Here is an 11,895-nt window from a genome sequence, read left to right on the forward strand (position 1 = left end):
AGCTTATTAAATACAACCGGGTTACAATAGAAATAACATACGTTTGGTTAGAAAAATACCAAGTGCCGGTTTTCTTAACATTCCAGTGCTTGGTATTTTTATTTGTATTTCTACAGATACCTCTATGCTGGTATTCGTTTATGCAATTTGGAAGAAGTCATAGACATTCATTCGTTGAAAATAGTAAAAGTAGCATGAGAAGGGTTATTCCCTTCTCTTTTGTTTACTATACAGAAAGGCGGTAAAACGATGAATCAAAGTAATATTTATGACTTTCTGAACGTTGACCAAGACCCAGGCCGACCATTTATAAAACTGTTTGATATAATGGCATTGTCTGGATGGATGGTGACAATGCCACAAACGGGCCATTTTGCTAAAGATAAAATATAGGGGAGAAGAGAATATGATTGATGTTCTGAAAGGTGAGAGAGTCAATTTAAGGGATATGGAAGAAAAGGATTGGGTAGATGTTCACAAATATGCTTCGCAAGACAAGGTTTGTCAATATCAGCCTTGGGGACCGAACTCAGAGCAAGAATCCGAGGATTTTGTAAAGCAGGTTATATTCGATGCAAAAAAGGAAAACAGGAGCAGATTTGTCTTTGCAATAATCGTAAAGGAAAACGGAAAGTTAATTGGCGCTGGTGAAATTAATATTCGGAACTATACCAACAGAGTTGGCGAGATAGCTTACATAATTAACCCTGAATATTGGGGATTAGGTTATGCAACAGAGGTAGCAAAATTGTTAATTCCTTTTGGTTTTAACCAATTAAATTTACATAGGATTTTTGCTACTTGTGATCCAAGAAACATTGGTTCATCAAGAGTGTTAGAAAAAGTGGGAATGACTGAAGAAGGTAGAATACGTGAGGATTTATTGATTAAAGATGGTTGGCGTGATTCTCTTATATTCAGTATTTTAGAACAAGAATGGAATAAAAATGACTGACTTATTTCAACAATCGGGCGCTAATCTTTAATAAAAAATTAATAAAAAAAAGAAACATAAAAATTCTGAATGAAGATTAAGTATGATGGCTCCATTTGTATTTATCGGGGGTAGTATTGGAAGTCAAATTGTGTTTTTCCCCGATATACCCTATCTACCTCCTATATATGGTTTTTTGACCGGCTCTTTATTAATAGTCGCCGGCAATGCAATTTACGTATTCTATAAAAAATGAAAAACAATAGGACAAAAAGGTAAAATAATAGTTAGATTTGTAGCTGTTTTTGAATGAACGCTGTTCACGAATTCTTATGAACGTTGCAACAATCGGGCGCGTCATGTATAAAAACGTTTGGTATAATGGCATTGCCTGGCTGAATAGTGACAATGCAACGATCAGGCCATTTAACAGAAGTAAAAAACAGACACAGGCAAGGTGATTACATTGGTAGAAGGATTCTTTTTCACGTTTATTATTACATTTTTAATTGTATTGGTATTGAGTTACATAGGACAGAGGCTGATTGTAAATAAAAATAAATTTGATAGTAAAACCATTACAGTCATAATTGTTCAAAGTCTAGTTATTACCCTATTGCTCGCTTTTATTTTCTAAAGCAATCGGGCGTGATTGCTGAATAAACCCATTTGCCTTAAAGCTTAGGGGTTGTCATGAAGGCAACCTCTTTTTTATTAGGATAGGAACAGATGAAACAAAAGAACTGGTTACCATCTTGATGACCACACAGAAATTCACTGTAACCCTCATGGTCTGTATGAAGTCGTGGCAGAAGAAACAGAACAAGCATTTTCTTCTCTCGAAGATTGTTATTCTTGTATTTCTACCTATAGGTTTGAAGTAAAACCTGATCGTTTATGAAAACATTTGGTATAATGTCACTGCATGGCTGAATAGTAATAATGCAACAAACGGACCATTTTGTTGAGAAAGGGGAACAAGATGAGTGTAATAAATATGATCGGCATATTTTTAGCAATAGCTCTGCTGGCATTGAGCTTGTTCAATGTTTCCTTAAGTAAAATAATTATAGTGTTATTTATTAGTTCTCTTGGATTATTTATTGTAAGAGTGACTATTGAGCATAAGGATTTTTTTAATGCCTTTATAAGTTCGTTTGGATTAATGACAATGATTTCATTTGTCGTAGTTATCGTCAATTTTTATAAAAAGCGTTCGCTTGAAAATAGCGAAAAGGAATAATGGAATTTTAGCAATAGGACCCGATTGCTGAATAAAACCATTTATTTAAAGGCTTAGAGGTTGCCATGAAGGCGATCTCTTTTTATTAGAACAGGGCAGATAAAACAAAGGAATTGGGTACCAAGCATAAGAAACGGAACAGGCATTTTCTTCTCTTGAAGATTGTTATTCTTATATTTCTGCCTTTGGCTTTGAAATAAAGGCTGATCATGTATAAAAACGTTTAATATAAGGGCATTGTCTGGATGGATGGTGACAATGCCACAAACGGGCCATATTCTTGAATAACACTTGGTAGTTGAAAGGAATGTACTTAAAGTAACGAAGCAGGTTACTTCAATAAGGAATTATAAAGGAGAGAGAAATTATGATAATCCCTAAAAACTTTAGAAATTGCTTTCCTGAAAAGAAAATTTACATATCTGCTGACCATAATTGGGCATTTGCAGCTTGGGAACTGCACAAATTAGCAGGGAAGGTTAAACCAAATGCAACATTAATTCATATAGATGCTCATTTAGATGATATTTGGGATGGTTTAGAAGTTGAAGGTTTGTTTGATATCGAAAAATATGAAGATGTTTTTGATGTCGCTGGTAAAATGAAAATAGAAAATTTTATATGGCCTGCAGTTGGAACTGGAACTATTGATAAAGTAATCTATATATCTCAATACTCTCACATTGAAGACCCATTTGATTTTAAAGATTGGAATTTATTTCACCCTGAAATGAAGCTAGTGAAAGAAATATTAGATAAAGGTAAATATAATGGTTTGAGGTACTGGAATCTTGAAGAATTTCTTATGAAGAAAGATTCTCAGGATGTAAAAGATTTAACGGAAAAAACAGACCTTATTCTCGATTTAGACTTAGATTACTTTGCAAAAGAGGATATTGATACAGCTACGGTTAGTTTAATGGATGAACAAAAAATCATCGACAATTTAATTTCTTTGAAGGACTTGTATCCTTGGAGTTTGATCACTGTTTCTTTGTCTCCTTTTTTCTGTGGTGGCGATGATAATACTATATATTTATATGAATTATTTTGTGAAGTCTTTGGTCTGAAACCAGAAGATGCATTAGAATGGTAAAAATAAAAGAGGGAATAACAACTTTTTGCTTTCATTCCGTTTTTATAAAGTAACGGGTGCTTTAGTTCAATAACGATCTTCCACAATCGGGCGCGATTATCTAATAAAATCGCGCCAATATCGCACATAAGGCCCAGATTGTTGCAAAGTAAGTAATCCTGCATAAGTGTGCACGATAAGTCGGATAATGTACTATACTTCCTGCTATTCTATTGATGAAGGGAGGTCATTGAAGTGGATTCACTTAAGAATATGAACGACGCCCTAAGATATGTTGAAGAAAATCTTATAAATGATATTGACGCTCGTGAAGTAGCAAAGCGTGCATTGTGTTCAGAGTATCATTTTAAACGAATGTTTTCTTTTCTGGCAGGTGTAACATTGTCGGAATACATTCGGCGAAGACGTCTCACGCTTGCGGCCTTTGAGCTGAACAATAGCGATTTGAAAGTTATTGATGTGGCCATGAAGTATGGATATAATTCTCCGGACTCTTTTACGAGGGCGTTTCATATCCTTCACGGAGTAACACCATCGGAGGCCAGAAATAATGGTCACACCATAAAAGCTTATCCACGAATGACCTTTCAATTATCAATTAAAGGTGGGAAAGAAATGAATTATCGAATTGAAGAAAAACGAGGATTTAACATCGTTGGGATTAAGAAAAGGGTTCCTATTATTTTTAACGGGGTTAATCCAGAAATTGAATCTATGTGGGAAAGTTTAGATGATGGGACTATAAATAAGCTCAAAAAACTTTCCAATATCGAACCTATTGGTTTGATTAGTGCATCTACCAACTTTTCTGAAACTCGGATGGAGGAAAAAGGGGGATTGGATCACTATATTGGTGTGGCTACAACAAACGAGTGTCCTGCTAGCCTGACTAAACATGAAGTTCCGTCTCTAACGTGGGCCGTGTTTGACTCTGTTGGACCATTTCCTGAAACGTTACAAGATATCTGGGGACGTATTTATTCCGAGTGGTTTCCTTCTTCAAACTTTGAGCAAATAGAAGGCCCCGAAATACTTTGGAATGAAAATAAAGATACAAGCTCGCCGAAATTTAAGAGTGAAATTTGGATACCAGTTAAGAAAAAATAATAATGGGATTTCAACTAACGGGCGCTTTCTTTGAAAAGAGCGCCCATTTTCATTGACTAAATAAGAAACAGTTTTTCGAATTAAAGAATTACGATAGAATAGGAAATAAGGACAATGAGAAAGGGGAGGCATACATGGTACCCATATCGATAGAAGCTTTTGTGAATAAGCATTGCAAAAATAATCCTGAAGAAAATCCTAATCAGTTAAGAAAGGATCTGAAACAGGCAGTTAAAGATAAGAAAAATGGAGAAACTTATTTCAACTGTGGTCAGGAAATCTGGGCGGTAGGCAGTGCGGTTGCTTACCAAAGCTGTTTTTCGTGTTTAACAGGGGAAGCAGATTCCTCAGAAGACTATGAAATCAACGGGGTGTGTTGGTCATAGATAAGATTTATTTTAGCGGATATTCATTATTTGTGAAACAAATAGGAATTTGAATGGATCAATAAAATGCTGTAGTAAGGGGGAATTCGGTTGAAAGTTCGGCTGTCGGAGTATGATAAAAATTGGGTTCGAATGTTCGATAATGAAGCCCAGTTTTTAAAAGAAATCTTCGGGGATGAAATAATCAAATTTGAGCATTTTGGAAGTACCTCTGTTCCAGGCATGAATGCAAAGCCTGTTATTGATATGATGTGTCTTGTAAAAGACATCAAGAAAATCGATTCATTCAATGAACGGATGCGCATACTTGGATATGATGTTGCTGGCGAATGGGGAATTCAGGGCAGACGATTATTTCGAAAAGGTGGGGAAAATAGAACCCATCATATTCATGTTTATCAGTATGATAACCCACAAATAAGGCGACATCTGGTGTTACGAGATTATTTAAGGACTCATCCCGACGAAATTGAAAAATATAGATCTTTTAAAGAAGAATTGGCTGAACAATATGACGATACTGCTTTCTACAGCAAGGCAAAAAAACCTTTTGTAAAGGAATTGGAACAGCGGGCGTTAAATTGGTTTGAAAACCAAGAACCATAGAAATTAAATTAGTGATTGTTCAATCATCGGGCGCGATTGCTGAATAAAACCATTCACCTTAAGGCTTAGGGGGTTGCCATGAAGGCAACCTTTTTTATTAGGATAGGAACAGATTACCAAGCAGAAACTCCCTGTAACGCTCACGGTCTGTAGGAAGTTATAGCAGATGAAACCGAACAAGCATTTTCTTCTCTTGAAGATTGTTATTCTTATATTTCTGCCTTTGGCTTTGAAATAAAGGCTGATCATGTATAAAGACGTTTGATATAATGGCATTGTCTGGATGGATGGTGACAATGCCACAAACGGGCCATATTCTGGAATAACTTTTTCAAATAAATAAATAAAAAGTTGAAGAAGAATTAGGGTACATACCCCGATTCTTCTTTTTATTTTTCATTCAAATATTCACTTGACTAATAAGCTTAAAATAGTTTACACTTTATTCAAGTAAAAACTTGAATGATGATGGGGTGGTAATATGAGTAAGAAAGATACGTGTGAAATTTTTTGTTATGACGAAGAAAAGGTTAATCGAATACAAGGGGATTTAGAAACAGTTGATATTTCTGGTGTTACCCAAATGTTAAAGGCAATTGCTGATGAAAACAGAGCAAAAATCACCTACGCTTTGTGTCAGGATGAAGAGTTATGTGTTTGTGATATAGCAAATATTTTAGGTGTTACGGTAGCAAATGCTTCTCATCATTTACGAACGCTTTATAAGCAAGGTGTTGTCAACTTAAGAAAAGAAGGAAAACTCGCTTTCTATTCGTTAGATGATGAACATATTAGGCAGATAATGATGATCGCCTTAACACATAAGAAAGAAGTGAAGGTCAATGTCTGAACAAAAGATAGAACCAATGGAAGAAGAAATGAACGTCTATCGGGTCCAGGGATTTTCATGTGCAAATTGTGCAGGTAAATTTGAAAGAAATGTTAAGGATATTCCAGGAGTAGAGGATGCAAAAGTCAATTTTGGTGCTTCCAAAATCTCTGTTTATGGTGAGACAACTGTAGAAGAATTAGAAAAAGCAGGTGCTTTTGAGAATCTTAAAGTAGCTCCAGAAAAAACCAGGCGGCAAGCTCCGATAGAGGTTAAAAAAGATAAAAATGTTTATTTTGTTGAAGGATTCTCATGCGCGAACTGTGCAGGAAAGTTTGAGAAGAATGTTAAGAATTTACCGGAAGTTCAAGATGCGAAAGTCAATTTTGGAGCATCTAAAATTTCCGTATATGGTGAAACGACTGTAGAGGAATTAGAAAAAGCAGGTGCTTTTGAGAATCTTAAAGTGGTACCTGAGAAATCCTCAGAAGAACCGGGTGAGGAAAAAAAAGAACAGGAAGACAAAGTACCATTTTATAAAAAGCACAGTACGCTGCTTTATTCGGTATTATTTATAGCTTTCGGTTTTCTTTCCATGTCCGTTAATGGGAATGATAATATTGTTACTGCACTGCTATTTATTACATCAATGATTGTTGGTGGGCTATCACTCTTTAAAACAGGATTGCAAAATTTATTTCGGTTAGAGTTTGATATGCGGACCCTTATGACAATTGCCGTTATCGGCGGCGTTATTATAGGGGAATGGGCAGAAGTTGCGATTGTTGTCATTCTCTTTGCCCTTAGTGAAGCCTTAGAACGGTTCTCGATGGATCGAGCAAGACAATCAATTAGTTCATTGATGGATATTGCCCCCAAAGATGCACTTGTGAGACGAAATGGACAGGAAATAAAGGTTCATGTCAATGATATCGAGATTGGCGATATTATGCTTGTTAAGCCAGGGCAAAAGATTGCGATGGATGGCATTATTGTTAATGGCTACTCTGCCATTAACCAAGCAGCAATAACAGGTGAGTCGGTTCCTGTTGAAAAAACTGTCGAAGATGAAGTCTTTGCAGGTACGCTTAATGAAGAAGGATTGCTTGAAGTAAAAATCACAAAATTGGTTGAAGATACAACGATTTCTAAAATTATTCATCTTGTTGAGGAAGCGCAAGGCGAGCGTGCGCCAGCCCAAGCTTTTGTTGATAAGTTTGCAAAATATTATACTCCTATCATTATGATTATTGCAGCGCTAGTTGCTGTGGCCCCCCCTCTCTTTTTTGATGGAAGTTGGGAAACATGGATTTATCAAGGTTTAGCTGTTCTTGTCGTTGGTTGCCCTTGTGCGTTGGTTATTTCTACTCCAATATCCATTGTCTCTGCAATAGGAAATGCTGCGAAAAAAGGTATCCTTGTAAAAGGTGGCGTTTACCTAGAAGAAATCGGTGGATTGAAGGCTATCGCTTTTGATAAGACAGGTACCCTCACCAAAGGTGTTCCTGTTGTAACAGATTATAGCGTAATCGAAGATCAAACAGATGAACAAGGACTGCTGTCAATCATAACTGCATTAGAATATCGTTCCGGGCACCCATTAGCGTCAGCGATTATGAATAAAGCTGACAGTGATAATATTTCTTATTCTGACATACTCGTAGAAGACTTTTCTTCAATTACGGGCAAAGGGATAATGGGTAAGATAAATGGGAAGATGTATTATATTGGAAATCCGAAATTATTTAAAGAGTTATCGGTATCTAATTTTAGTAAGGCAATAGAACAGGATGTTGCAACACTTCAGAAGCAAGGAAAAACAGTTATGGTCGCAGGGACAGAGGATAAGATTGAAGCTATTATTGCTGTTGCAGATGAAGTGCGGCAATCAAGCAAGGAAGTTATTCAAAAGTTACATCAAGCAGGAATTCAAAAAACGGTTATGCTTACAGGTGACAATCATAGCACTGCAAATGCGATAGGTGAACATGTCGGCGTAACGGATGTTCAATCAGAGTTATTACCACAGGATAAATTGGATGTAATTAAACAATTAAAATCGGAGCATAACCATGTTGCTATGGTGGGGGATGGTGTCAATGATGCTCCGGCCTTAGCAGCTTCTACAGTTGGGATAGCCATGGGTGGAGCTGGTACTGATACAGCACTTGAAACGGCAGATGTTGCTTTAATGGGTGATGATTTAAGGAAACTTCCCTTTACTGTTAAACTGAGCCGAAAAACGTTAAATATTATCAAGGGGAACATAGCTTTTGCCATTGCTATTAAATTCATTGCCTTACTTCTAGTCATTCCGGGCTGGTTAACACTTTGGATTGCTATTCTCTCGGATATGGGTGCAACTCTTTTAGTAGCGTTAAATGGTTTAAGGCTTATGCGCGTGGATGAAGATGAATAGGTTTAAGAGGTCTAAAACAGAAAAATAAATCACGCCTGCCAACAAATTTTTTAGTATATCTATATAAATTTGCATTTAAGGGCTTTTCAATTTGAAGAAAAGCCCTTATCCCTAAACATTGGAGTTGGAAAAATGATTACAACAATACTTACAGCTGCTGCGGTTTATGTAGCGACAGGAATTGATTATCTCGTTATATTAATTCTATTGTTTTCGCAAATAAAAAAAGGTCAGGCAAAACATATTTGGATAGGACAATATATAGGGACTGCAATTATTATAGGAGCAAGTCTTTTAGTTGCTCTGGGGGTTGCAAATTTAATTCCTCAACAATGGGTTATAGGACTACTTGGACTTTTACCACTTTACTTAGGTGTAAAAATATGGATTAAAGGGGAAGAGGATGAAGATGAAAGTAGCATTTTATCCTTATTTTCCTCAGGCAAATTTAATCAATTATTTTTGACGGTAACTTTCATTGTATTAGCTTCCAGTGCGGATGATTTTTCCATTTATATACCGTACTTTACGGCGTTAAATATGATTGAAATCATTGTTGCTATTATTGTTTTTTTCATTATGGTTGGAGTTTTATGCTATGTCAGCTATCGCTTAGCTTCCATAGATTTGGTGTCGGAAAAAATTGAGAAATATGAACGTTGGATAGTTCCTATCGTATTTATAGGGCTAGGAATTTATATTATGTTTGAAAATGGCACATTCAACGCTTTATTATCATTCCTCCTTTAACGGGCGCGATTGCTGAATAAAACCATTTGCCTTAAGGCTTAGGGGGTTGCCATGAAGGCAACCTTTTTTATTAGGATAGGAACAGATTACCAAGCAGAAACTCCCTGTAACGCTCACGGTCTGTAGGAAGTTATAGCAGAAGAAACCGAACAAGCATTTTCTTCTCTTGAAGATTGTTATTCTTATATTTCTGCCTTTGGCTTTGAAATAAAGGCTGATCATGTATAAAGACGTTTGATATAATGGCATTGTCTGGATGGATGGTGACAATGCCACAAACGGGCCATATTGTGGAAGAAATTTACCCCGAATGACCTTTATTTTCTAAGCAGAAAGAGGGATTCAAATGACCGTCAATCAATATAAATTACCCGTGCAAGGCATGACTTGCACGGGTTGTGAAGAACATGTAACCGAAGCGTTGGAACAAGCCGGTGCCAAAAATGTGTCAGCTAATTTTCGGCGCGGCGAGGCGATTTTTCAATTAAGCGAGGACTGGATCGACCAAGCAAAGCAAAACATTGAGGAGACTGGCTATCACCCCGATGAAGAAGAAATTCAAACTACTGGCAGCTTTGTGGCATTCGATCGAGATGGCGATTATGACCTTCTGATTGTCGGGTCAGGTGGTGCGGCCTTTTCAGCCGCAATCAAAGCGAGCGAAAACGGCGCCAAAGTGGCCATGGTGGAACGTGGCACGGTTGGGGGGACCTGCGTCAACATCGGTTGTGTCCCATCAAAAACCATGCTTCGTGCCGGTGACATCAATGGATTGGCACAGAACCATCCATTTAACGGATTACAAACAGGTGCTGGTGGTGTTAACCTTGCGAAATTGACCGAGCAAAAAGATGAATTGGTCAGTCAAATGCGTCAGGAAAAATATATCAATCTGATCGACGAATATGGATTTGATTTGATTCGTGGTGAAGCCTCGTTTGTTGATGAAAAAACGATTCAAGTGAATGGAGAGCACATCACAGCCAAAAGCTTTTTAATTGCAACGGGGGCAAATCCGGCCGTTCCAGATATTCCGGGATTGAAGGACGTCGATTATTTAACGAGCACGACAGCCCTTGAATTGAAAGAAGTACCAAAACGCCTTGCCGTGATCGGTTCCGGGTACATCGCCGCGGAATTGGGCCAAATGTTTCACAATTTCGGAACAGACGTGACGCTCATGCAGCGAAGTGAGCGTTTGTTTAAAACGTACGAGCCGGAGGTTTCCGACGCCATCGATGAAGCTTTAAGGGAGCAGGGGATCAACCTGATCACTGGGGTTACCTATCAAAAAGTCGAGCAAAACGGTGATACCAAAAGCGTGACGATTGAAGTGAATGGCGAAAAACAAGTTATTGAAGCCGATCAGATATTGGTGGCAACAGGCAGAAAGCCAAACACAGAGAGCCTAAATCTGGAAGCAGCCAGTGTGAAAACAGGCAAAAAAGGGGAAGTGCTTACCAACGAATTTTTGCAAACGACTAATGACCGCATTTATGCCGCAGGGGATGTGACACTCGGTTCACAATTCGTGTATGTTGCGGCGTATGAAGGGGGTATTGTCGCGGACAATGCACTCGGTGTGACCAAACGGAAAATCGATCTTCGATTTGTGCCCGGGGTGACTTTCACGAACCCGTCGATCGCGACGGTTGGCCTGACCGAGCAACAAGCCAAAGCAAAAGGTTACGACGTGAAAACGTCGGTTCTGCCGTTGGACGCTGTGCCGAGGGCATTGGTTAATCAGGAAACAACCGGTGTCTATAAACTTATCGTGGATGGTCAAACTCGGAAATTAATCGGTGCCCATATCGTCAGTGAAAATGCCGGGGATGTTATTTATACAGCGACGTTGGCGGTGCAATTCGGATTGACCATTGATGACCTTACGAATAGCTTTGCGCCTTATTTAACCATGGCTGAAGGTTTGAAACTCGCAGCCTTGACTTTTGATAAGGACGTTTCTAAATTATCTTGTTGTGCAGGTTAATTGAGCTTCCTCAAACGGGCGCGATTGCTGAATAAAACCATTTGCCTTAAGGCTTAGGGGGTTGCCATGAAGGCAACCTTTTTTTACATTGAATGTTCAAATAGGGTATAATCTAATTGAACAAAATATATTACCGCCAGTTAGGGTGTTTAGAGTGTTCAATCCATGTTCAATCTTGAATGTTGATGAACACTCTCCTAAAGCATTGAGACTGTAGAGGGAAACGAACTGTTTATGGCAGTATGAAAATGTAAGGTTCGGCAGTCCTTCTATGTAGGTTGCCAAAGAAGGCAAAAAGCGTAAAAAAAAGCCACTTGCTAACGATCCCTTAAATCAATAGACTTCCTGTTGTGCAACCATTTAAGGACAGGAGGTCATTAAGGAGATGTTAGAAGTGACTGACATTAAGTATATCAGGAAAGAAGTTAACGAAAAAGGGTGCAGCTACTCGGATGTGGCCAGAAGGACGAATACGGACGTCCGCACGGTAAAGAAATACGCAGACCAGGAAACATTTCGTCCTTCGGACAAAACA

The 11,895-nt window shown here is 38.0% G+C and carries 11 protein-coding genes; all 11 read left to right on the forward strand.

From position 1 onward, the window contains the following. Positions 1-249: 249 nt before the first annotated feature. A complete protein-coding gene (locus tag BLU03_RS13730; protein WP_176765481.1) occupies positions 250-393 on the forward strand; it encodes a hypothetical protein in 144 nt (47 codons plus the stop codon). A 13-nt stretch (positions 394-406) separates the two neighbouring features. Then, positions 407-955 carry a GNAT family N-acetyltransferase gene (locus BLU03_RS12915; RefSeq protein WP_093108203.1) on the forward strand — a complete coding sequence of 183 codons (549 nt, stop codon included), beginning with the start codon at positions 407-409 and terminating at the stop codon, positions 953-955. Positions 956-1,916: 961 nt separating this feature from the next. Further along, positions 1,917-2,177, forward strand: a complete 261-nt coding sequence (locus tag BLU03_RS12920) for a hypothetical protein (RefSeq protein WP_093108205.1) — start codon at positions 1,917-1,919, stop codon at positions 2,175-2,177. Positions 2,178-2,544: 367 nt separating this feature from the next. After that, positions 2,545-3,273, forward strand: coding sequence for a peptide arginase family protein (locus BLU03_RS12925; RefSeq protein ID WP_093108207.1), 729 nt, complete (start codon positions 2,545-2,547; stop codon positions 3,271-3,273). A gap of 234 nt (positions 3,274-3,507) precedes the next feature. Further along, on the forward strand, positions 3,508-4,380 hold the full coding sequence (locus tag BLU03_RS12930) for an AraC family transcriptional regulator (protein WP_077324730.1): 873 nt from the start codon (positions 3,508-3,510) through the stop codon (positions 4,378-4,380). Positions 4,381-4,514: 134 nt separating this feature from the next. Continuing rightward, on the forward strand, positions 4,515-4,766 hold the full coding sequence (locus BLU03_RS12935; protein WP_077324731.1) for a hypothetical protein: 252 nt from the start codon (positions 4,515-4,517) through the stop codon (positions 4,764-4,766). 90 nt (positions 4,767-4,856) lie between these two features. After that, positions 4,857-5,372 carry a GrpB family protein gene (locus BLU03_RS12940; RefSeq protein ID WP_077324732.1) on the forward strand — a complete coding sequence of 172 codons (516 nt, stop codon included), beginning with the start codon at positions 4,857-4,859 and terminating at the stop codon, positions 5,370-5,372. 481 nt (positions 5,373-5,853) lie between these two features. Then, positions 5,854-6,222, forward strand: a complete 369-nt coding sequence (locus tag BLU03_RS12945) for an ArsR/SmtB family transcription factor (protein ID WP_076572470.1) — start codon at positions 5,854-5,856, stop codon at positions 6,220-6,222. Continuing rightward, the gene (locus BLU03_RS12950; RefSeq protein ID WP_093108209.1) at positions 6,215-8,620 is read left to right on the forward strand and encodes a heavy metal translocating P-type ATPase; all 2,406 of its coding nucleotides are present in this window, start codon (positions 6,215-6,217) and stop codon (positions 8,618-8,620) included. Before BLU03_RS12945 ends, BLU03_RS12950 begins: the two co-directional genes overlap by 8 nt. Before the next feature lie 132 nt (positions 8,621-8,752). Beyond that, the gene (locus BLU03_RS12955) at positions 8,753-9,370 is read left to right on the forward strand and encodes a CadD family cadmium resistance transporter (protein WP_093108211.1); all 618 of its coding nucleotides are present in this window, start codon (positions 8,753-8,755) and stop codon (positions 9,368-9,370) included. A 346-nt stretch (positions 9,371-9,716) separates the two neighbouring features. Continuing rightward, positions 9,717-11,360, forward strand: coding sequence for a mercury(II) reductase (gene merA / locus BLU03_RS12960; RefSeq protein ID WP_076570160.1), 1,644 nt, complete (start codon positions 9,717-9,719; stop codon positions 11,358-11,360). The last annotated feature ends 535 nt before the right edge of the window (positions 11,361-11,895 follow it).

The sequence above is a fragment of the Salimicrobium album genome (genome assembly GCF_900107115.1).
Classification (GTDB): Bacteria; Bacillota; Bacilli; order Bacillales; family Halobacillaceae; genus Salimicrobium; species Salimicrobium album.

What these genes read in the sequence shown, in the direction of transcription:
- BLU03_RS13730 (WP_176765481.1), top strand. Translation starts at nt 250, where the DNA reads ATGAATCAAAGTAATATTTATGACTTTCTGAACGTTGACCAAGACCCA.
- BLU03_RS12955 (WP_093108211.1), top strand. Translation starts at nt 8,753, where the DNA reads ATGATTACAACAATACTTACAGCTGCTGCGGTTTATGTAGCGACAGGA.
- BLU03_RS12915 (WP_093108203.1), top strand. Translation starts at nt 407, where the DNA reads ATGATTGATGTTCTGAAAGGTGAGAGAGTCAATTTAAGGGATATGGAA.
- merA (WP_076570160.1), top strand. Translation starts at nt 9,717, where the DNA reads ATGACCGTCAATCAATATAAATTACCCGTGCAAGGCATGACTTGCACG.
- BLU03_RS12935 (WP_077324731.1), top strand. Translation starts at nt 4,515, where the DNA reads ATGGTACCCATATCGATAGAAGCTTTTGTGAATAAGCATTGCAAAAAT.
- BLU03_RS12950 (WP_093108209.1), top strand. Translation starts at nt 6,215, where the DNA reads ATGTCTGAACAAAAGATAGAACCAATGGAAGAAGAAATGAACGTCTAT.
- BLU03_RS12945 (WP_076572470.1), top strand. Translation starts at nt 5,854, where the DNA reads ATGAGTAAGAAAGATACGTGTGAAATTTTTTGTTATGACGAAGAAAAG.
- BLU03_RS12920 (WP_093108205.1), top strand. Translation starts at nt 1,917, where the DNA reads ATGAGTGTAATAAATATGATCGGCATATTTTTAGCAATAGCTCTGCTG.
- BLU03_RS12925 (WP_093108207.1), top strand. Translation starts at nt 2,545, where the DNA reads ATGATAATCCCTAAAAACTTTAGAAATTGCTTTCCTGAAAAGAAAATT.